The following is a 20,875-nucleotide window of genomic DNA, read 5'->3' on the forward strand; positions in this document are numbered from 1 at the left end:
CACGCCGATTGCGTAAGGGACGAACAAAAACACCATAGCCACCCAGTAGCCAGGTTGCGCCAGCGCCGCCAAATCTGATCCAAGCTGTTCCATTGGCTGTCCAACGCAGGAGGGTCCAGCTTGTTCCCGGGTTACGACCTTAGAGCCCCCGGCGGGCATCCGGGTCTTACCATGATGGAGCTGCAGGCTCGGGCATTAGCCTCATCAGGTCTGATTATGCTTTCGCAGATCGTTGCGAAGTAACATTTGTGCGCCGTCAGCCCAAGAGTTGACAGTCGATAGCATATTCGACGCTTCCTCACCCGAACCGGGTTGGGCGGAATTTGGCCAACAAGGGATGTTCGTTTCCCGTGGCAATCTCGCCTGCAAGCAGTTCGCCCGCGATCAGCCCGAGCGTCGCGCCGCTGTGACTGAAGGCAACGTAATATCCCTCAGAGTCCTTCAGCCGACCAAATACCGGCTCCCCATCGCCCGGGATCGGCTTGGGACCGACCCCGTAGCTCTCCAACTCCAGCTTCGGATTGCCCTCGAGCACCTTCGAGGCTTCGTCGAGAAGCCCCTGGAGGGTCGAAGCCTTGACGCCATACGTGCCGTCGGAATTTACGAGTACCTCTTCTTCGGACCATGCGGAATCAAGAACGAGAGCTCCGTCCGGCGTCGGGCGAACAGCGACCCGCGGCGTGTTGAGCACCGCCCGAAGTGGAAGGGCGACAGGCTTGGTCCTGACCAGTAAAGCGATCGGCGTTGCGTCCGCGATATGCTGCCCGGTTTGCGCCACCGAGCGCGGCACGTCACTCCCCGTTGCCAAGAGAACCGCATCGGCAGCAAAAGTGGCGCCCATCTCCGTCGCGACGCCATTGGCGCGCCCGGCGGCGAGCGTCACGGTTGCGCGCCCCGCGTCGGTAACGAGCTGACCGCCCCGCTCCACGAATTCCCCAACCAGCAATTTGATCAACGACGGAAGATCGACCCAGCCTTCGCCCGGATTGAAGATCGCACCCTGGCGCGTGACCGCGCTTGCCGCGATGCCCGGTGTAGCCGAAGGAATGTCGCCTGCGAGCAAATGGCGTGCGTCATATCCAAGGCTCTTTTCATGTGCCAAAGCTTCCATGATCTCGTTCGAGGCGTCGTCCGCATCCCAGGTCAAACCACCGTCGAAGCGCAGCCAGGCAGCATCCGGGTACTTTGCCGACAAGGTTCTGTACCGGTCGATGCCGATCATGCGCAGCTGATGATATTCAGCCGAGCGCTTGCGTGCGGAGTTGAGCCAGGAAAGCGAGCGTCCGGACGCCCCACTGGCCAGCGGTCCGTCGTTGATGAGGATAGTTTCGACGCCGAGCCGCGACAGATGAACGGCGGACGAGACACCAAAAATGCCGCCCCCGACAACAACAACTTTTGAGACCGCGTGTGTAGCCATGGAATGTTCTTTCGCTGTAGATAATGAATCGTGTGAGCGGAATCGGGTCGTCCTGGTCTCTTCGGCTTCGGATCAAAGCACTTCGGCCAGGAAGCGCTTTAGACGCGTGCTCTTGGGGGTGTCGAAAATCGCTGCGGGTGTGCCGGACTCAATGACGCGGCCTTCGTCCATGAAAACGACCTGGTCCGCAACTTTGCGGGCAAAGCCCATTTCATGAGTGACTACGACCATCGTCATGCCGCGCTGGCCGAGGTCCGCCATCAGATCGAGGACGCCTTTGACCAGCTCTGGATCGAGGGCGCTGGTCACTTCGTCAAACAGAATAACCTCCGGATCCATCGCAAGGGCGCGGGCGATTGCCACACGCTGCTGCTGACCACCCGAAAGACTGCCAGGGCGATGGTGTTTGCGTGCGGCAAGGCCGACATCGGCAAGACGCGCCTCGGCGATCCGCGAGGCTTCCTGCACCGGGATGCCCTTGACCTTGGTCAAAGACAGCATGACGTTTTCAAGGGCGGTATGATCCGGAAAGAGATTGAACTGCTGAAACACCATGCCGACGCGCCGCCGCAGCTTCTCGGGTTTCATCGCCAAAATGCTCGCTCCGTCGAGCAACACGTCGCCGCCCTTGGGTTCGACCAGACGATTGAGGCAACGCAACAGGGTCGACTTGCCCGAACCCGAGGGTCCGATGATGCAGGTGACCGTACCCGCCTTGACCATCAGGCTAACGCTCCTGAGGACGTCGAGCTCGCCATAGGCCATATCCAGCTTGCTGACGGCGAGACTGCCGCCCTTGAACCGAGGATGCGCCGAATGAGAGTCGGAACCTACCTCCGACGATGGGCTGCAGGTGGCGCTTTCCAGTTCGCTCACCTCGGCCAGGCCGCTTGTGACCACGCCAGCTTTTTGCTTTCCAGTTCTTAGCCGGTTGTCGATGTGATTGACCACATGGGTCAAGGGCACGGTGATGACGAGATAAAAAACGCCCGCCAGCAGCAAAGGCGACAGATTTCCGGTCACTACCGCCTGATCCTGGCCGACACGGAAAATTTCGCGCTCCGATGTGAGCAGGCCGAGGAAATAAACCAGGCTCGAATCTTTGACATTGCCTATGAACTGGTTGACCAGGGCCGGCAGGACGCGGCGGATGCCTTGCGGGACCACGATCAGGCGCATGCCTTGGCCGTAGCTCATGCTGAGCGCCCTGCAGGCTTCCATCTGGCCGCGTTCGACGCTCTGTATGCCCGACCGGAAGATCTCGCCGATATAGGCGCCGGCGATCAGGCTGAGTGCAAGAATTCCAAGCGGATAAGGCGAAGGCCCGAAGATTTCACGGCCTATGCGGGCGAAGCCCTGGCCGATCAGCAGGATTGTGACGATCGCCGGAAGCCCGCGGAAGACATCCGTATAGATCCGGGCGGGAATGCGCAGCCAACGCGATTGGGAAATGCCCATGATCGCCAGGACCATGCCTATTGCGACGCCGAGCACCGTCGAAGCGGCCGCAAGCACCAATGTGTTTTTCAGTCCGATGGTGATCATGCTGGGCAGCACGTCGGCCATGGCTTGCCAGTCGAGAAAACTGCGACGCAGATTTTCAAGCCAGTTCATTCGGTCCCCTTCTCATTGCGCGGGTGCGAGCTCATCGAAGTGCGGCCAGCGAGGTTTCCAGCCGCCGGCCCTTGGCCGCCGGCTGGGGTGTTCACATCTTGGGGAGATATTGATCGGGCATCGGCGAACCGGGGAACCACTTTTCATAGAGAGTCTTCCAGGTGCCGTCCTGCATGGCTGCATGCAGGACAGTGTTCAGTGCAGTACGCAGCTTGTCGTTGCCCTTGCGAATGACGAAGCCCGCAGGCGCATCGAACGACGGAACATTGACCGCAATCTTCAGCTCCGGGTAGCGCTTGCCATAGTCCTTGGCCGCCTCATAATCGAGAAAATGAGCGTCGACGGTGCCGTTGTTGAGCGCTGAGACGGCCGAGTTGTTGTCCGGAAATTTGACCAGATCAGTTCCAGCAAAATTTTTTGCTGCGTAGATTTCCTGCAGCGTGCCCTGCACGACGCCAAGACGCTTGCCCTTGAGCCCGTCAGCCGATGTGATCGTCTTGTCCGCAGTCAGCACCGACAGGTACCCGGCGAGATAGCCGTCCGAAAAATCGACCGTCTTCTTACGCGCTTCCGTGGTGCCGATTGCGGCCACCGCGACGTCGAAGCGCCCATTGGCGACCGACGGCATCAGGGCCGAGAATTCCTGACCGGTGAAGATCACCTGATCGGACTTGAAACCTAGCCGGCTCGCGACATTCCGGAACAGTTCAATGTCGAAACCTGTGAAAGTGCCATCGGCCTGGGTAAAGGCGTAAGGCTTCGCATCACCCATTGTGCCGACGCTGATGACCTTGGCGTCGATAAGCCCGTAGGGATTGCCTTGCGCCGCACTGGCCTGCGAAACGAAAGCGGCAGCGACGCACGCAATTGCAAGAGCCACTCCGCCAGCCCGGACCGGCGCTATTAGCCATTTCATAATTCCAAACCTGCTCACGTCTTCTCTCCACTCTGAAGGTCAGTTGTTCTTGGTGTTGACTTGGGCCGCCTCTCGGCCGACTCGTCATCCGCGGCTGCGAGGTCCCTGCGGACGTACCGCAAAAGAGACCGGTTTCCATGTTATGAGACCGGTCTCAATCGTAAAGCTATCGCCCGATTGACCTCCCGTCAACATTTCTTGTAGTCGTTCGTACGATGACGAAAGTCCCATTTAGAGCCAGACCCAAAACGGTCGCCGATGTAGCGCGAGCGGCAAATGTCTCAAAAGCGACGGCCGCGCGCGTGCTGGGCGGGTATGGGGTGGTCAGCGACACGGTCCGTGAGAGCGTCACGGCGGCCGCCAAGGCCCTGGATTATCGGCCGAACGAACTCGCCCGCAGCATGACGACCGGAAGATCGGGCATCATCGGGGTGGTCGTCGGCGACATCGAAAATCCGTTCTTCAGTCTGGCCGTGCGAGGCATCAGCGATGCGGCCAAAGGCGCCGGTTTCAACGTCATTTTGGCGAACTCCGGCGAGAAGATCGAAGCGGAAAAGGCGGCTGTACGGCTATTGATCGGCAAGCGCGTCGACGGGCTGATCGTGACACCCTCGGAGTCACGCGACATCACCCATCTGCGCGACATCCATCGTTCCGGTCGGCCGCTTGCCCTGCTTGACCGAGCCCTGCCCGACCTGGATGTCGACACGGTCACGGTTGACGACCGCAACGCCGCCATGCAGGCGACGCGAGTGCTCATAGACGCCGGTCATCGCAATATCGCCTATGTCACTGCGGTCGATGCCAAGGGCAACGAATATATTGACCTTCGGCAAATCTACACGTCGTCGGTCCGCGAGCGCATTGATGGCTTCCTCACTACGTGCAGAGGGGCCGGCGTCGATCGACCTGAGCGCCACGTCCGGCTCGGCGCGACGAGCTCCGAAGCGACACTCAGGATCACTGGCGAACTGCTCTCCCAGCCGGACCGGCCCACCGCGATCCTTGCCTCAGACAGTGTCATTGCGCTGGAAATCCTGCGGACTATCCGCCAACGCGGCATGAAGATCCCCGACGACATTTCGCTGATCACCTTTCACGATGCGGACTGGACCGGTGTCACAACTCCGCCGATCACCGTCGTTGACCAGCCGGTCTATGCACTTGGCCATAGCGTCGCGGAACTGCTCATTCGCCGCCTGAAAGGCGATATCCAACCGCCGGAAAGGCTGGTCCTGCGGACCGCGATCATCGCGCGAGGCTCGGTGGGTCCACCACATCCGTGAGCCCACCACAGTTGACACAGCGCCATATCTTCACCTCGAATGGAACCAAGGAGACGACGACACCGATGGCTAAGAGCCCTAGAGGCCTCACCGGACGTTCGCTTGTGGCGTAGCGACCCCGCATGGAAGTCGTTGGTGCAAAAGAGGTGACGAGCAAAGCCGCACCAAGCAATTCACGTGGCGGGCAAATCCCCAACCAGAAGTGACTTGGCCCAGTGCAGTCGGAGCGCACATCAGGCGGCCATGTCCGCCCATCTCAGTTCCGAGAGGCTGTTGTCGCACAAGGATGGCGAGACTGGCAGTACGCAACCCGTGCGCCTCCCGTTAACCCGCAAGCGGCACCGCTCTTGAAGCTAGCCCTTCGCGATCGCCCTATGCAGCACTGAAGGAAATCGTCTCGACGATGTCCGGGCGTGGAGACCTGCCCTCTGGCCACCCTTGGACCGGAACTGACTGGTTCCGCCGCTTCGGAACAAAGGCGAGCGTTCATCATTCCTTGCTGGAAGGGATGAGGTTTCAGCAGGCAGGATATGGACACGAAAAATTTGATCCTGGGAACCTTGGCGCTTTGCCTTGCGGCTCCAACCATCTCTTCGGCCGCCGAGGCTGACGTGGTGATCTCCGCCCATCACCGGCATCACCATAACGGCATCAGATACAATGATGAGGGAGTTCGTCTTCATTACCGACCTCTCCGCCAAATTGCGTTCTATGACAGCGGTGATCATGAATGGCGCCACCGCCACGACCGCCGCGACACCGTCACCGTGACGAATTCCGTCCACCGTCATAACCAAAACCGTCCCGTGGTCATTCAGCAGGACGGCGGCGACAACGACTAACTGCCTGCCGACCCCCGGCTCCATGCCTCAAGGAAGGAGTCGGGTCAATCATGCTGGTGGTAGGCGGACCACTGGAGCGGCGTTTTGGAGATGCCAGAGGTGGCAGTTCTAGTGCTTATCAACGATGGAGCTGGAGCGGTCGCCGCACTCGACGACATTGCCACGACCGTACATGTCGGCTTGCTGAAGCGCGGAATCGAAGCAGAGGTAAGACTGGTCGCGGGCGGCCAGATCAGCGAAGCCGCCTCGCAATTCGTAAGCCAACAGACGAGGTCAGGTGAAAACATTCTGGTCGCCGGCGGCGGGGATGGCACACTCAGCTCTGCCGCGGCCGTCCTCGCCGAGACTGAGGTGGCCTTGGGTGTTCTCCCGCTTGGCACCCTCAATCACTTTGCAAAGGACCTCGGCGTGCCCCTGGAACTTGAAGCGGCGATGGATGTAATCGCGGCGAGACGCCCGGTGCTCGTCGACGTCGCGGAGGTGAACGGTCGCGTTTTCCTGAACAACTCGTCGATCGGCCTCTATCCATTCTTTGTCGCGGAACGCTCTGCAGAACAGAAGCGACGTGGAGCGGGGAAACTAGCGGCAATCGGTCCCGCTCTTGTCAGGACGTTCAGGGCGGTATCTTGGCAGCTCGTGCGTATCAGCGCCGACAGCGGTGCGGACCAGGTGCTGACACCGTGCGTTTTCGTCGGCAACAATTTCTACGATGCCGGCGATTTTGGGCGCCGCAAAAGCCTGTCTTCGCGAGAACTGTGCGTTTATGTCGTCACGCAGCGAACGTGGCTGGGACTGGCATTGCTCCCGTTCAAGATCGCTCTCGGCCTGATCGATACGCATCGCGACTTGGAACTGCTTCGGCCGTCCCGAATCGAGATCACCTCGAACAGAAGAGAGACCCTCGTTTCGGTGGACGGCGAGGCAACAAGGATGAAGATGCCGCTTCACTTTCAAACTCGAGCAGCGGCACTAAAGGTCCTCTCATTCCGCGACCCGGATACGAAGTAACCCCAGGTGGGAGATTGTGTTTGCAAACACTTGTGCACCTGTCCGACCTACATTTTGGCACCACGGACACCCGCATAGTAGATGCGATTGGCGCCGAGGTCTGGGCATGCGAACCAGATTTGGTAGTTATATCCGGTGATCTGACCCAACGAGCTCGCCGGGCGGAATTCCGTCAAGCACGAGAATTCCTCAATGCGCTTCCCACCCCACAAATTGTGGTGCCTGGCAATCACGACGTACCGCTCTTCAACGTCTTCGCGCGAACGCTCACGCCTCTTGCTCGATACAAGCACTATATCGAGGCAGATACGGATCCTTTTTATATTGATGACGAACTCGCAGTGGTCGGTATCAACACTGCACGGTCCTTTACAATCAAGGACGGCAGGATCAATGCCGGCCAGCTTGCTGCCATGACTGCCCGGTTTGGAGGCCTGGCTGACGAGACCACCAGGGTAGTCGTCACCCATCACCCGTTCGAAGGGCGAACAATCGGCCACGGAACCGGAGTCGTCGGACGAGCCAAAATGGCCATGGAGGCGTTCTCGAAAAGCCGCGTCGACATAATCTTGTCGGGCCATCATCACCTCCAACAAGCCAATCTCAGTACCGTTCGTTATGCGAAAGCGCGATATGCAGCGTTGCTCATACAGGCAGGGACCGCCGTCTCAACGCGCCGTCGCGACGCAGCCAACTCGTTCAACGTAATCCGCGTCGAACGTCCACGGATACGCCTTGAATGTCGTGCTTGGCAGCCGCAGGCGGGACAGTTCTCCACTTCGGCGAAGTATTCGTTCGGTCTGGGTCAAGATGGATGGGCGCTGGACGAAGCGTGACCCAGCAGCGGCCCAACCTGTTCGGACTTGACTTGATGGCGCCTCGGCAGCGAGCGGGGTACAAGGATTGACGAGACTTATCGGTTCGCTAGCTTGAACGGATGGAAATCAACCCGCCCTCTTCGTCAAACGACTTTCTGCGAGGCTTTCGCAGCGACGCTATTTGGCTGATCGCCTCATTGCTTGTGGCTGGCGGCCTTGTCCTCGGATTCAGCCTCCTGGCCGAGGAGGTTATCGAGGGTGACACGAGCACATTCGACCGCGCCGTTCTTATGGCGTTTCGGAGCGCCGATGATCCAACGAATCTGATTGGCCCGCCGTGGCTGGAAGAAATGGGCCGCGACGTCACGGCCCTCGGCAGCGTTGCGTTCCTGGGTTTTGTCTCGCTGGCGGCCATAGGTTACCTGCTGATAACGCAAAAGCGCAGATACGTCTGGCTGGTCGCCGCCGCCGTGGCTGGTGGTGAGGCCCTGAGCACAGTTCTCAAGGTCGCGTTTGATCGCCAGAGGCCCGACATTTTCCACACCACCAGAGTATTTACCGCCAGCTTTCCGAGCGGCCACGCGATGTTGTCCGCTGTCACTTTCCTTACGCTTGGAGCTTTGCTGGCCAGGGCAAGTCCTGATCGCCGGGTGAAAGGGTATTTCGTTGGCCTGGCGGTGTTCCTGACCATCATGGTCGGATTGAGCCGGATCTATCTCGGCGTCCACTACCCCACGGATGTACTTGCAGGATGGTGCGAGGGATCAGCTTGGGCAATCCTTTGCTGGTCGGCGGCCCATTTTATCGAACAGCGGCGCGCGTTCTGATCCCCTCACCTACCCTGTAGTCACGAAAAAATGCCAACGCCCGTTAACTCAGTGAGAGCCAGACGTCTATCCCGTGGCCGGCCATCTGCGAGATTGCGCGAAGCATTCTAAAGCCTTGGCGTCCATCGGTCGGCCGAGCGCGTAGCCCTGCAGCAGGTCGCAGCCGAGCTCTTTCAAGATGCGCGCATGCTCCATCGTCTCGACGCCCTCGGCCACCACTTCGATTCCGAGCGATTTCCCGATCTCGATGATGGATGACACCAAACGGCGTTGCGGCAGCGAGCTGGTGATGGGTGTGATCAGCTGGCGATCGATCTTCAGTCGCCGCGGCTGAAGCTTGAGCAGACTGACGATCGAGGCGTAGCCGGTGCCGAAATCGTCGATCTCAATGTCGATACCGAGGTCCTTAATGTGCTCGATGTTCCAGGCCACGAGGTCGTCATTCTCATCGAGGAAGATGGACTCGACAAGTTCGAAGGAGACCGTACCTTCGCGGATGTTGAGCTTGCGTAGGCCATCGATCAGGTCCTTGTCCTCAAGCCGGCGTGCCGAAACGTTGACCGAAACGTGTGGAATGTCGAGGTGTTGAAGCTGCCAGCGCTCAAAGTCGGCCAACGCCCTTTTGAGGACCGTTCGGTCGATCAGCGCGACGACGTTCAGTTCCTCCGCTACCCTCAGAAAGACGTCGGGACCCAGGATCCCGCGCGTCGGGTGCTGCCAGCGTGCTAAGGCTTCCACGCCGACAATGTCCAACGTGTCGGCGTCAAACTGCGGCTGGTAGAAAACGATGAATTCGTTGCGCTCGAGGCCACCCAGGATCTCGTCGGCGGTCCGCTTGGTCTGCACGATTTCACTTTGCAGCTCGTCGTTGAAGAACTCGTAGCGGTTTCGGCCCCGGCTCTTCGCCCGGTAGAGGGCGAGATCGGCATTGACCAGGAGCTGCCGTGCGTCGAACCCCTCGCCCGTGTTCGCCGCAATACCGATGCTGACGCCGAACCGGCATTGGTGGCCACGAAAATCGACGGGTTGCCGCATCTCATCGATGATGCGGTCGGCCAGCGCGGCGAGCTCGGCGTCGTCGCGCCCGGCGCAAATCACCACGAACTCGTCGCCGCCAATGCGTGCCACGAAGTCGGCTGGTCCCGCATTAGCCGTGATGACCTTCGAGGCATGCATCAACATGGCGTCACCGGCCGCGTGTCCGAGCGTGTCGTTGATCTGCTTGAATCGGTCGAGATCCAGATGCAGGAGCGCAGTTCGTTCTCCCCGACGCGTGCTCGTCGCCAGCATGTCGTCGAGATAGCGGCGGTTCGGCAGCCCGGTGAGCGAATCGTGGAGCGCCACATGTTCGATGCGCCCCTTGGCCACTTCAAGCTCGGCGTTCCTGAGTTCCGACAGATGCCTTTCTCGCACAAGGTTTTCATTGAGCTCGACGTCGCTTGTCACGTCCCATTCGGCGCCGATCATCCTGGGCGTCTCGTTGCGCTCCTGGAAATAGGTCGCGCGCGTGCGCACATGCCGGATCTCGCCATTCGGATGGACAATCCGGTATTGCGAGGAATAGGGGCCCTTCACCGCCGCCGCGGCATCGAAATCCTGCTGCGCCCGTTCGATGTCCTGCGGATGAATCACTGACGCCCAGTCATCATAGCCGCGCGGCTTCCGGTCAGCCGGCTTGCCGTAGATTTCGTTGACTCGGTCGTCCCACACCAGCTCGTTGGTGGCGATGTTGTGCTCCCAGACACCGATCCCCGACGCATCCAGCGCGAGTTCCAGGCGACCGGACAATCGCCTGAGCTCGGCGAAGTTTTTCTGCCTTTCGCCGAACAGCCGCCCCGCAACGAGAATGGGCAGCACGACAAGCGCACCGGCCAATAGCATGATGGCCCGCAAGATCCAGGCATTCTTCGCCGATGAGGCCCAGCCACCTTTTGGGATTGCGGCGATCTGCCAGGAACCGGAGGGCAGGTGCACCGTCTCGGTCACTGGCTTGGCGCGCGTTATACTCTCGCCACCGAAAAAGCGATCACCAGTCCCGCCAAGACCGTCCTTGCCGGTCAGGGCGATCTCGATATCGAGATCGGCGTCCAAAAGGCCGCTTGCTTTATAGAGGCGCTCGACATCAACGACGGCCGAGACGATGCCCCAGAAGCGCTCACCACCGCCCGCCGTCTTCACGAAGACCGGAAAGCGGCCAATGAAGCCATGGCCGCCCTGCGCCAGGTCGACCGGACCGGCCAGCACGGGCGCCCGCAGGTCGCGCGCCCTGAGGGCGGCGGTGCGTTGGGCATCGTTCTTGCGGTAATCCAGGCCGATGGCCTTTTCGTTGCCAACCATTGGATACATGAGCGAGATAATGAGGTCCGGCGCGCCAGCGATGTTGCGCAGTTGAGATTCCTGCTCAAGCAGGTTGCTTGCCAGCGCCGCAAACCTCTGTTGCCCCATATAGGGCTCGGTCACGATTGCCGAAACGAGGCCGCGCGTAAGCTGGAGATTGCCGTTGATGTTGCCTTCCAGCTTGGTCCTTATGATGTTCACTTTGGCCAAGACGTCGGCGCGCGCCAATTGGTCTGAAACGATCCTGTTTTCCCGGTCCGCCAAAACAGCGCAGACTACAAGCACCACAAAAGCGATCGCCGCCGGCACGTTTGCCGAAGAAAAAAACGAGTGTCTCAACCGGCTGAGACTGGATGCGGTGCTGGCCAATTGACCCAAATACCTTTCCCGGGACTAACCCTCGGCCGACCCTAGTAGAAAGTACTTAAATTTGGTTTTCCATGATGCCGGGCAATTTCAGCATTGGGTGGCGATAGCAAGGAGGTCACGTCCGGCGTGGGATCTCAGACAGCGGCACTCTTGGAAGCAGCGCTCCCGACGAGCATCCCGACCTGCCCGGACGAGCAAGACGCCGCGCCTGGCTGGGTGCATCGGAAGGGCAATTTGACGTGCCTGCAGGTTGGGAGCGGGACGGCGGCCCCCGGCGCTCTCACTTTCGATATCGCGCCATAATAGCGCTGAGCCAGTTGAACAGACTGATTTCCTCAGGTCGCCCCTCCGCCTCCTGAATGGCGGTGCGGAGCGTGAGCTCCACCAGATCATCTGCAGCCTCGACGGATTGCGCTCGATAGGAGCGGGCGACCAATCTGAGCGCGGCAATCAGGCGTGGATCTGTTGCGTCGGAAAGTTCATCTGCCGCAACCTGGAGAATTTTTCGGCTATCGGTTTGGTCTTGAAGCATGACATCCATCCCTGTTCTGGGGGGCGGTTCGTCACCGGAGTCGCGCTGACCATCGACGGATGGCGCAAACGCGTAAAACACCAGAGTCAACTTTGAAGCGTCCGCAGGCCGGACTGATAGAGCCGTTTACAGACTAAGCCGGGTATCGGGCCGAGCAAGCTCAAATGATAAGTGAAGGGGAGTTGGTACCAATCCGACAATCGAAATGCTGCCGGCTTGCTTTGAAGCGTCTTCACTTGGACTTCTCGCTGCTTTTGAGCCTTGTGCGCTTGCAGCAGATGTTTTGGCATCTTTTGAATGGGCCGCGACTGGCGCCAGCACCGGTCGCCTTCCGCGAAACCTGGTCTCTGTAGCGACGTCTCGACCCCCGCTGTGTCGCGTACCGGCTGGGTCATCTCTCCGCAATTTCCAGCAGCAATGAAACAATGGGCTAAGCCTTGTCCTGACGTTCAGCAAATCACGGCTCGGCCGTCGGAGCACTAGGACGGCTCGATAGCAGCATTTGAAGAGAGAGGCTCAGCCTGACCAGCTTCTTGTCATTCTCGTCCCGGATTTCAATCGCCAATTGATGCCCGTCGACGTCCTTCAGGGAGTCTCGAGTCAAGTCGATCAGACCTGCTAGCGCCTCGTTTCGTGCGGCTTCGATCCCCCCACATTCGATGCCTGTCTCATCTTTGATGACCGCATCGCTTTCGTAGGTGTCAAAGAAATATCTCGCCATAGAACCCACCTCCACCTCACAAGCTCGTCGCGTTCCTTTGGTGCAGGTAGGCGGTCTCAAAGTCTCCGGCTCGAACGAGGCCAGGCCAGTCAACAGCGTGAAATCGGGAGCCCTCGGTAACAATCAGTCCGTCGCCTCGAAGATCCTGCAGCGTTCGGTTCACGTGCACGGTCGACAAGCCCAAGGCGTCGGCAAGTTCCGCCTGCGTAATCGGAAGCTCCGCCACATGGTCCTTGATGAGCCCCATAGCGCGAAGGCGGACGATGAGTTCGCACAGAATATGCGCCATGCGGGCATACGCGTCGCGCCTTCCAACGTTGGTGACCCACTCTCGATATATAGCCGCGTCGATCAGCGTCGAGCGCCAAAACACCGTCGCAATCGAAGGATGTTGGTCGCAAATGGCCCGCAACGCATCATGCCGCATGAAGCCAACGCTGACGCGCGTGAGTGGTGAGAAGGTACAATCCAAAACAGACAGGTGCATTCCGTGGAGATCAGGAATGTCGCCCGGAACAAAGAACGATGTGATCTGCCGTTTACCCTCCCCAGTCAATTTTGTGGACCCCACCAGACCCTCCAGGATCACAAATGAATGGGTGGGGCGATCTCCTTCGCGCACAATGTCCTGATCGGCCTGAAAGTCCCGCTTCTGGAATTCGATCCCCTCTAAAATGCCGATATCTGACTGCGTCAGATCACAGATTGTCTGAAGCTTACGGATCAAAACGTTCGGGGAAGTGGCCTGTGTCAATTTTCGTGACCGGATTGCGTTACGTGCCGAACTTGGGCTGGGCGCTAATGTTCCTTGCACCCGGTCTGGGAAGGACCTGTTAAAGGGCCCGAGGCGTTTGCCAACTCAACGGCTGCAGTTCCGGGGCGCCTGGACCCTTGGCCAGAGCTTTCGCCTCTCGGACGAGGATGCGCAATTCGTCCCGAGCAGCGAAATGAACTCCAGTGCTTGTGCCGCCGTCACTCCGGTCCCTTTCACGAGCTTTTGGACAATGCCGCGCACAGGCTCGAGCGTCATAGGAGGGAATCCTGGGGGCGTCCTGACTGTAGACATTTGACGTACATTCCAGGTTCGTTTCTCTCCCCTCGGGAAGCCGACGGCGTCGAAGTGCGTAGCGAGGAATGCTGAGCAGTTTCCGCTCACGCTTTTCTTTATACTGCGGCCGTCACGGGCATCGAGCCGGAACAAATTGGGTTGATTTCGGTTCGGAGAACCTGATCGAGGGATCTCATGACCTCCACCTTCAATTCGCCAATGCGTCCAATTTTCATCTCCGGGCCCCGATGCGCACGAGACGTAGAACCCCAGCCCTCTCGCTCGACGTCTCGCAGCGGCAGACACCTCCTCCTCGGGGAGGCTTAGAACTGGTTAGGAACCGGCAGACCTGGCTCGCGCAGATATATGGGCGGCCGTGATGTCGCCGTCGTCACGGTTGGCCGCGCTGAGACGCATCCTGGGGAGCAGCCTGGGGCCGTCCGATGCATCAAATGGGCTCGGGCTCGATGGCGAGAAGAGAGTTCGGTGACTGATCTGACGCCGGAGCAATCGCGGATAGCGCGAGGTCTGCTGAATTGGCCGCAGGTGCGGCTCGCCGTGAAGTCAGGCCTCAGCGAAGGTGCGATACGAGATTTCGAAAGCGGTCGGCGAGTGCCTGGCCCGCGTAAACTTTCAGCGATTCGAAATGCATTTGAAGCGGGCGGCATTCGGTTCTCCACAGATGGCCCGATCAAAGCACAAGGTGAAGCAGGAGCACTGGAGCAGTGCCCTGCGACCCGAGAAGGCGGTTAGGGAAATGCAGGCCGCCCCTTTGAAACCCAAGCAGGCCAAATGCTGTAGCCGCGCGTGCGGTAGCACAGGGCAGGAACGACGCCTTAGCCAGCCATGCGCGCTGCAGGCGTTTGGAGCGGGGGTGCGGCGGCAGCACCGGAGCAGAAGTTCGGGAAAGCCAACAAAGCCGCGGGATGAACCGGGAGCGAGCCGGCGGCCGCGGGTTGACATCGGCGTCGACGCAGTGATCGACATGGTTCCGACCTCTGCCACAGCGAAGGAGAACCTCATGCCTTCATCCACAGCCGGATCAGCCATGCGGAGCCCGATCTGGCCCTTTCAGCAGAGCTATGCCCAGTTACCGGATCATTTCTTCGCGCGTGCCCCTCTCCACCCGGTTTCAAACCCCAGGCTAATCCGGCTGAACGAGCCCCTAGCTCTGGAGTTAAGGCTTGATCCCGATCACCTCGGGAGCCCTGCTGGGATCGCCGTGCTTGCCGGGAACAATTTTCCAGATGGACTGCACCCTATAGCTTTAGCCTACGCTGGCCACCAATTCGGCAACTTCGTCCCCCAACTGGGCGACGGACGCGCAGCACTGCTGGGCGAGGTCGTCGATATGCACGGCGTGCGTCGGGATATCCAGCTGAAGGGTTCAGGACCGACCCGATTTTCGCGCAACGGCGATGGCCGTGCTGCGCTTGGTCCGGTGCTTCGTGAATACGTGGTCAGCGAAGCAATGGCTGCGCTTGGCATACCGACCACCCGAAGTCTTGCGGCGGTGCTTACCGGGGACCCAGTCTACCGCGAGCGTCAGCTGCCAGGGGCTGTGCTGACCAGGGTGGCGGCGAGTCATATCCGTATCGGCACTTTCCAATACTTTGCCGCCCGCAATGATGTAGAAGCGCTGAAGCTCCTTTGCGACTATGCCATCCAGCGTCATTTTCCCGAGGCGGCCAGGAAACCGAGACCTTACCTGGCTCTGCTCGAGGCTGTGATCGCGGCGCAAGCGGAACTGGTGGCGCGGTGGATGTTGCTCGGCTTCATCCACGGCGTCATGAACACCGACAACATGTCGATATCCGGAGAGACGATTGACTATGGACCGTGCGCGTTCATGGATTCATACGATCCGCAAGCGGTGTTCAGCTCCATCGATCAACATGGCCGCTACGCCTACGGCAACCAACCTCGGGTGGCAGTCTGGAATCTGGCACGCTTCGCCGAGACTCTGCTGCCGCTCCTGAGCGAGCGCGAGGGTGAGTCAATCTCGCAGGCCGAGCAGGCACTAGGGGAATTTCACGCTCGCTACGAAGCTATTTTACATCGCGGGTTCAGGGCAAAGCTTGGGCTGCTGAATGAAGCTGACGGTGACTTGGACCTTGCCAACGATCTGTTGGATGTGATGGCGCGTGGGCGAGCGGATTTCACGCTCACCTTCCGCTTGCTGGGAGATGACCTCGACATCCCTGGCGCCCAAGCTACCGCGAGGCGGCTGTTTGAGGATCCCGGCCCCTTCGATGCCTGGTCGATGCGCTGGCGAAATCGCTTGGCGCGGGACGGCAGCGCCACCTCGACGCGCAAAGCCGCGATGCACGGCAGCAATCCCAAGTTCATTCCTCGCAACCATCGCGTCGAGACAATGATCAAGGCTGCGGTGGAGGACGATGACTTCCGAATCTTCGAGCAATTGTTGGCAGTCGTGTCACGGCCGTTCGAGGAACAGCCCACACTGTCCTATTATGCGAAACCACCCAAGCCGCACGAGCGCGTTCTGCAGGCCTTCTGTGGCACGTGACATCCCCGCCATGCCGCGAGACGCCACCGACGCGGGCGAACTCTGTAGGGCCGGGCCAAGCTAACGAGACAGGCCTCAGGACGCGGGCGGGCGAGGCCTCTCGGAGCCAGGCGAAGGATCGATTGCGTCCGCCACCATCTCCCTCTTGGAACTGGGAAGGACCCTCATCAGCAGGATAAAAGTGGCGAGCACGAGGCAGACAGCGTTGGTGACTATGATGGGCCATTCGCCTTTAATGATGCCGAAAGTCAGCCACAGCACGAAGCCCAGCACAGTGATGGCATACATCCACGCGGATATGCCAGCCGTGTCCCGGGTCTTGATGATCTTCCAGGCTTGCGGGGCAAAACTGGTCATTGAGCACAGTGCTGCCAGCGAACCGATGAGCGTGACCTTTTCCACGCAACCAACCTCCAACTATCGGCTCATTCGCACGCCCGAAAGGCCCGCTTCTTCGACCTCGGAGACACTGGCAAAGTCTTTGGTACCGAGGGCACAGTGCTTCCCCGGTTGGAAGCCGCCCAGCGAGAGCCAATCACAGCACTGGCCGAGATGGCCAGGGACGCCCTGCCGCATGGGGATGTTCCCACACAATCTGTCAGCAGATCAGAGCGGCTTCTGAGGGTGGTGATCAGGTTCGAAGCTCAGCCGCTTTGAGCCGCGACAGCAAGTCGCGGGACGCTTGGATAAGGCGCCGTGTCTCCTCAATGGTACGAAGCAAGTCTTCAGCGCTCGCCCGCGCCCGACGGCTACCGAGGTGAGCTGCTTCCAAATAGATCTTGCGTGCTTGCCGGGGATCACTCATCGCTCGACTTTATAAGTTGGAAGCAAGCGGAAGAAACTAACGTGTGTTAAGGCAAGCGGATCTTTGTGATACCCCACCAAGTAGCAGTGCGTCTGGGCAACAACGAGCCCTGACACGTCGTCCGTCTCGCCGGCGGCTGACCGGTGACGCTGGGCGGCAGAAGGTGCGGTGCGTTGACGAAGCCAGGGTTGAGGCAGTTCGAACCCTGTCCAGAGGGATCTTCCAACATGCAAATTTACAGGAAATGAGCTTGAGGGCGACGCCGCCGGATCGCCCAGATTGCCGCCGAGGCTCAGATAGACGGTGTTATTCGGGCCAGACAACGGTCACCTCGACGTAATCGAGCACGCCAGGCACCGGCGCATTGGGCTTGCGAACGGTGACCTCGGCTTTCCGGATCTGGGGAAAGCGCCCGGTGAGAGCCTTCGCGACTTCCAGGGCCAGCGCCTCGATCAGGAAGCGCCGGTGTCCGGTGATGATCTCCTCGATGACGGTGAAGGCGACGCCGTAATTCACCGTTTCCCCGATGGCGTCATCGACGAGCGCGCGTCCCGGCTCGACGGTGAGCGAGGCATCGACATAGAAGCGCTGCCCCAGCGCTTCTTCCTCGTCCAGCACGCCATGCCGGGCAAAGAAGGCGCAATTCTTCATGCGGATGACATACATGGCTCAGCGTTCCGATCCGGTTTCCCGCGCCAGCATAGCATCCGCCACCGCCAGCGCGTCCACGTTGATTGCGACATCATGGACGCGAAACAGATGCGCGCCCTTGAGCCGGAGAATGACGCTGGTCGCCGCCGTGCCGGCCGCCCGGTCGGCGGCGTCGCGGCCGGTGACGGTGCCGATGAAACGCTTTCGCGACGTACCGGCCATCAGCGGGAAGCCGAGCGCGCCAAGCTCGGCAAACCGTGCCATCAGATCGAGGTTTTCCTCCGCCGTCTCCTTGGCGAAGCCGAAGCCGGGGTCGAGCACGACATGGTCGTCGGCGACACCTTGCCCGCGCCCGATTTCAAGCGATTTTCCCAGGAACGCCAGCTGGTCGGCGATCACATCGGGCAGCTTGTCGCGATCCCGTTCGGTATGCATGATGACGAGCCCGGCGCCGGTATCGGCCGCCACCCGCGCAATGTCGGGCTCGCGCTGCAGACCCCAGACGTCGTTGACGATATGCGCACCGCTCGCATGAGCTAGGCGTTTATCTTGTCAAAGTGGCCGTCAGGAAGTGCAGACCGTCAGCTAGCCATCGTCCTTTGAGGACAGCCGAGCCACCGTTGACTGAGTTTGAATCAGCGGTTTGGCGCACTGAGTCCGAAGCTGCCTTGCAGTATACCTCAGACGTGAAGCGGCATGCACTCGGTCATCGTCTGGGCCACACCATTGCCGCAGGCGCTAGACCAAAGCCATCGGCAGATATCGAATCACAACCTGCTCCTGGCGGAAACGCCGCTCCAATTCCGAACGCCGCCTTTGCCAATCGGGCAGATCGACTTCGTGAGTCATAACCTCGAAGATGACGATCTCGTCTGCTCCCTGCCTCCACACACCTTCCGCAGGCGCGCGCAAATACGCGGTGACACCGTCGAAGCGGAGCGCGAGCTCCTCCTTCACACGGTCAAACTCTTGCTTGGCGAAGGGCTTTCCTGCGTTGTCGGCGCGAGGTAGCAGAATCTGGACCAGATGCATGTTTGCCCCTAAACCTCGCAATGCTTGCCTAGAGCCACTTCTTTGGAATGCTTGGCCTATGGTCGTCGACGGGCACAGCCGTCCAGCCTCGTGCGAGCTCTGCGCAGGTCTTTACCCCGTTGATCCTACCGAGTATCGGCGGAGCATGAGACGGTGGGGAGCCAAATACCGTGCTCCGAGCCATCTCCTGTGGGCCCTAGCTTCAGACGTCGAGCAGGCCGAGGACAACCTGTCGGTGCTAACGTCGGTCCTGTCTCCTCCGGGACGGAAAAAGGATTGGAGTTCCTGCATGTCGACGCTTTCATCGCCGTCCTCGTCGACAGCGTTGAAAATTCGCCCGATGAAATCCTGAACCTCCGTCCGCGACAGTGTACCATCACCGTCGGTGTCCATGATGGCGAACATGATCCTCATTTTGGCACCCTGCATCATATCGGCCCCCGCCCTGCGGCCGTGCTTCATACGTCCCGCATCACGATCGCTCATCTCGTCGTCCTGAAGCCTTGGGCCCCTGTGTCGCCAATCCGCCTCGGGGTCTCGGTCCCTTGCTGTTTTTTCCTGCAGCATCTCATCCATCATCTCGCGCATCATTTGACGCATTGCTTGCTGGTTCTGTCCGGCTTCGTCCGCCGTCCGATCCTGGGCTGGTGATGCGGGCTTGGGAACATCCGCCGATTGCGCAAAGGCGGACGGGGCGAGCATAGCGAACGCGGCCGCCAATACTGTAGTCGTGAATGCTCGTGTCATTGGGTTTCTCCATTAACTGCCACGCCGACCACCCGGCGTGCTGTCCAAACCAGCAGGTCGGTTCATGGTTCCTAGGCATCGGGCGCAAAAGCGGCATAGCTCCGATCACCTCAGCAAAGCGCTGGCTGTCTTTGTCGGAATCGACCTTACCGATCACCTGATCGCTGCGCAGATTTGCCAGCGGCGCAACGAAGATCGGTCTTCACCGATTTTGCCGAACTCATTGAACCCACATCGACAAAGGTGGCGCAGATTCCGCAGCCAGTTCCGAGAGTGCGGCTGGATGAAACATTCCAAGTTGGCGGCAACGGCATCGTCTCCGGCCAACACCGGCCGCTTCCCGGTCGCGAACGCCGCATGGGTGATGCCCTGCGAACTACCGTTCAGCAACCTGACGGCTTAGATGGCCACGAAGCAGGCGGATGTTGCGGTTGTTCGACTTGTAGTAAACATCGAAGATCGATCCGAGGACGGGCACGCTTCCCAAGACGGTATCAAACAGCACATTGGCCAACATCCGAGCAACCAACAGCTTCCCAGCGCCGCATTTGCGGGCTCGCAGCACAATTTAAGCCGAGATCAACCCGGTTGCTGTATCTCCCAGCACAGGCACCAGGCCTACCAGAGCATCCAGTCCGAACAGAATTGGCGTTCCCGGGATTCGCCAGCGCGAATCAAGCAGCACTGCCAAGAGGTCGAGCTCGGCGATTGCCCTCGCAGTCTGGCGATCCACAATAGGCGTTTCGCTTGTCCCTACTTTCCGGCTGCCATTGCTCGCTCGATCCAATCTCCTCGGTTTCGCACCTCTCCAGTCCGCTTCCGTCATGTGGAATTAGCTTTGTATCGGCCGGGAAGGCACGTCGTCGAGCAGGTTGGGCTGGTCTGGGACTTTTGTTCGGTGGTCTGCTGGGAGGGTGCCGTCGGGGGTCATCTGGTTAACCGCATCGGGCAAATCCCTGGTAATCCTTGCAATCAGCTCCTCGCGCGAGAGGCCGGTCTGGCGGGAAAGTGCTTCCAGTGTCTGAGCGTCAATCGCCGTTTCCACCTCGTGCGCCTCGATCGGCTGGTTCGGCCCAGTGCCAACCCAGGAGTCCACCTTCGACCCGGCACCTGCATTTCTAAAGCGGTCAAGAATATCGCCCAGCGCGGTGCCGGATAGGCCCTTCGACACCTGGTCCAGTATCCCGCCTTGCGGATTATTGGGATCGCGCTCTCCCGCTCCGCGGATCGCCTCCGCGATCTTGTCGCGGTTTTGATAAGCCAAAACCCCCAGCATAGCGATCGCAAGTCTTCCTAGATTGGCCACTCGTTCCTCCTGTGGTTTCGAACATGGAGAAGGTCTCGCCCTGCCAAAAGTTCCCCCGATTGCCAG

The 20,875-nt window shown here is 59.9% G+C and carries 20 protein-coding genes and 2 pseudogenes; 9 read left to right on the plus strand and 13 right to left on the minus strand.

What is annotated here, in order from left to right; translation table 11 throughout:
* Positions 1 to 298: 298 nt before the first annotated feature.
* The 3 genes from FJW04_RS19570 to FJW04_RS19580 all read right to left on the minus strand — a co-directional run bounded on the left by FJW04_RS19570 (position 299) and on the right by FJW04_RS19580 (position 3,950).
* Positions 299 to 1,420 carry an FAD-binding oxidoreductase gene (locus FJW04_RS19570; protein ID WP_140620504.1) on the minus strand — a complete coding sequence of 374 codons (1,122 nt, stop codon included), beginning with the start codon at positions 1,418 to 1,420 and terminating at the stop codon, positions 299 to 301.
* A 72-nt stretch (positions 1,421 to 1,492) separates the two neighbouring features.
* Positions 1,493 to 3,034: an amino acid ABC transporter permease/ATP-binding protein gene (locus FJW04_RS30590; protein ID WP_140716109.1), complete on the minus strand. Its 1,542-nt coding sequence runs from the start codon at positions 3,032 to 3,034 to the stop codon at positions 1,493 to 1,495.
* Between the two features lie 91 nt (positions 3,035 to 3,125).
* The gene (locus FJW04_RS19580) at positions 3,126 to 3,950 is read right to left on the minus strand and encodes an ABC transporter substrate-binding protein (RefSeq protein ID WP_140716196.1); all 825 of its coding nucleotides are present in this window, start codon (positions 3,948 to 3,950) and stop codon (positions 3,126 to 3,128) included.
* A 215-nt stretch (positions 3,951 to 4,165) separates the two neighbouring features.
* Between FJW04_RS19580 and FJW04_RS19585 the strand changes: the two genes are divergently transcribed.
* The 5 genes from FJW04_RS19585 (at position 4,166) to FJW04_RS19605 (ending at position 8,731) form a co-directional block, all read left to right on the plus strand.
* On the plus strand, positions 4,166 to 5,236 hold the full coding sequence (locus FJW04_RS19585; protein WP_140620508.1) for a LacI family DNA-binding transcriptional regulator: 1,071 nt from the start codon (positions 4,166 to 4,168) through the stop codon (positions 5,234 to 5,236).
* Between the two features lie 530 nt (positions 5,237 to 5,766).
* Positions 5,767 to 6,078, plus strand: coding sequence for a hypothetical protein (locus FJW04_RS19590; protein WP_140661288.1), 312 nt, complete (start codon positions 5,767 to 5,769; stop codon positions 6,076 to 6,078).
* A gap of 99 nt (positions 6,079 to 6,177) precedes the next feature.
* A complete protein-coding gene (locus FJW04_RS19595) occupies positions 6,178 to 7,086 on the plus strand; it encodes a diacylglycerol kinase family protein (protein WP_210241308.1) in 909 nt (302 codons plus the stop codon).
* 20 nt (positions 7,087 to 7,106) lie between these two features.
* Positions 7,107 to 7,922 carry a metallophosphoesterase gene (locus tag FJW04_RS19600; protein WP_140620513.1) on the plus strand — a complete coding sequence of 272 codons (816 nt, stop codon included), beginning with the start codon at positions 7,107 to 7,109 and terminating at the stop codon, positions 7,920 to 7,922.
* 101 nt (positions 7,923 to 8,023) lie between these two features.
* Entirely contained in the window at positions 8,024 to 8,731 is a 708-nt protein-coding gene (locus tag FJW04_RS19605; protein ID WP_140661289.1) for a phosphatase PAP2 family protein, read from the plus strand.
* A 66-nt stretch (positions 8,732 to 8,797) separates the two neighbouring features.
* Here the strand turns inward: FJW04_RS19605 and FJW04_RS19610 are convergent, their stop codons facing one another.
* Complete coding sequence (locus FJW04_RS19610; RefSeq protein WP_224643705.1) at positions 8,798 to 11,353, minus strand: EAL domain-containing protein; 2,556 nt, start codon at positions 11,351 to 11,353, stop codon at positions 8,798 to 8,800.
* Here FJW04_RS19610 and FJW04_RS30415 point away from each other — a divergent pair.
* Entirely contained in the window at positions 11,271 to 11,441 is a 171-nt protein-coding gene (locus FJW04_RS30415; protein WP_224643713.1) for a hypothetical protein, read from the plus strand. The genes FJW04_RS19610 and FJW04_RS30415 overlap by 83 nt on opposite strands.
* Before the next feature lie 276 nt (positions 11,442 to 11,717).
* On the opposite strand, the gene FJW04_RS19615 is transcribed toward FJW04_RS30415, so the two are convergent.
* The 3 genes from FJW04_RS19615 to FJW04_RS19625 all read right to left on the minus strand — a co-directional run bounded on the left by FJW04_RS19615 (position 11,718) and on the right by FJW04_RS19625 (position 13,444).
* Positions 11,718 to 12,059 carry a hypothetical protein gene (locus FJW04_RS19615; protein ID WP_140620519.1) on the minus strand — a complete coding sequence of 114 codons (342 nt, stop codon included), beginning with the start codon at positions 12,057 to 12,059 and terminating at the stop codon, positions 11,718 to 11,720.
* 367 nt (positions 12,060 to 12,426) lie between these two features.
* Positions 12,427 to 12,690 (minus strand): hypothetical protein, encoded by a 264-nt coding sequence (locus FJW04_RS19620; protein WP_140620521.1) that lies wholly within the window; start codon positions 12,688 to 12,690, stop codon positions 12,427 to 12,429.
* Between the two features lie 16 nt (positions 12,691 to 12,706).
* Positions 12,707 to 13,444 carry a Crp/Fnr family transcriptional regulator gene (locus tag FJW04_RS19625; RefSeq protein ID WP_140620522.1) on the minus strand — a complete coding sequence of 246 codons (738 nt, stop codon included), beginning with the start codon at positions 13,442 to 13,444 and terminating at the stop codon, positions 12,707 to 12,709.
* 660 nt (positions 13,445 to 14,104) lie between these two features.
* Here FJW04_RS19625 and FJW04_RS19630 point away from each other — a divergent pair.
* Both FJW04_RS19630 and FJW04_RS19635 read left to right on the plus strand, forming a co-directional pair.
* Positions 14,105 to 14,491: a helix-turn-helix transcriptional regulator gene (locus FJW04_RS19630; protein ID WP_140716113.1), complete on the plus strand. Its 387-nt coding sequence runs from the start codon at positions 14,105 to 14,107 to the stop codon at positions 14,489 to 14,491.
* A 268-nt stretch (positions 14,492 to 14,759) separates the two neighbouring features.
* Positions 14,760 to 16,268, plus strand: coding sequence for a protein adenylyltransferase SelO (locus tag FJW04_RS19635; RefSeq protein ID WP_246673909.1), 1,509 nt, complete (start codon positions 14,760 to 14,762; stop codon positions 16,266 to 16,268).
* Between the two features lie 75 nt (positions 16,269 to 16,343).
* Here the strand turns inward: FJW04_RS19635 and FJW04_RS19640 are convergent, their stop codons facing one another.
* The 4 genes and pseudogenes from FJW04_RS19640 to FJW04_RS19660 all read right to left on the minus strand — a co-directional run bounded on the left by FJW04_RS19640 (position 16,344) and on the right by FJW04_RS19660 (position 18,756).
* Positions 16,344 to 16,670, minus strand: coding sequence for a SemiSWEET transporter (locus FJW04_RS19640; protein WP_140620524.1), 327 nt, complete (start codon positions 16,668 to 16,670; stop codon positions 16,344 to 16,346).
* A 709-nt stretch (positions 16,671 to 17,379) separates the two neighbouring features.
* A complete protein-coding gene (folB, locus tag FJW04_RS19650; protein ID WP_023773903.1) occupies positions 17,380 to 17,739 on the minus strand; it encodes a dihydroneopterin aldolase in 360 nt (119 codons plus the stop codon).
* A 3-nt stretch (positions 17,740 to 17,742) separates the two neighbouring features.
* Positions 17,743 to 18,267, minus strand: a pseudogene (gene folP, locus FJW04_RS19655) (dihydropteroate synthase); the annotation flags it as partial.
* A 195-nt stretch (positions 18,268 to 18,462) separates the two neighbouring features.
* Positions 18,463 to 18,756, minus strand: a complete 294-nt coding sequence (locus tag FJW04_RS19660; protein ID WP_015316681.1) for a hypothetical protein — start codon at positions 18,754 to 18,756, stop codon at positions 18,463 to 18,465.
* 276 nt (positions 18,757 to 19,032) lie between these two features.
* Here FJW04_RS19660 and FJW04_RS30420 point away from each other — a divergent pair, with 276 nt between their 5' ends.
* Positions 19,033 to 19,407 carry a hypothetical protein gene (locus FJW04_RS30420; RefSeq protein ID WP_246673911.1) on the plus strand — a complete coding sequence of 125 codons (375 nt, stop codon included), beginning with the start codon at positions 19,033 to 19,035 and terminating at the stop codon, positions 19,405 to 19,407.
* Positions 19,408 to 19,879: 472 nt separating this feature from the next.
* On the opposite strand, the pseudogene FJW04_RS19670 reads toward FJW04_RS30420, so the two are convergent.
* Both FJW04_RS19670 and FJW04_RS19675 read right to left on the minus strand, forming a co-directional pair.
* Positions 19,880 to 20,329: pseudogene (locus FJW04_RS19670) on the minus strand (DUF4112 domain-containing protein).
* 6 nt (positions 20,330 to 20,335) lie between these two features.
* Positions 20,336 to 20,809: a YidB family protein gene (locus FJW04_RS19675; protein WP_140716117.1), complete on the minus strand. Its 474-nt coding sequence runs from the start codon at positions 20,807 to 20,809 to the stop codon at positions 20,336 to 20,338.
* Positions 20,810 to 20,875: the final 66 nt, after the last annotated feature.

Origin of the sequence: Mesorhizobium sp. B2-7-3 (assembly GCF_006440715.1) — a bacterium.
GTDB classification, from domain to species: Bacteria; Pseudomonadota; Alphaproteobacteria; order Rhizobiales; family Rhizobiaceae; genus Mesorhizobium; species Mesorhizobium australicum.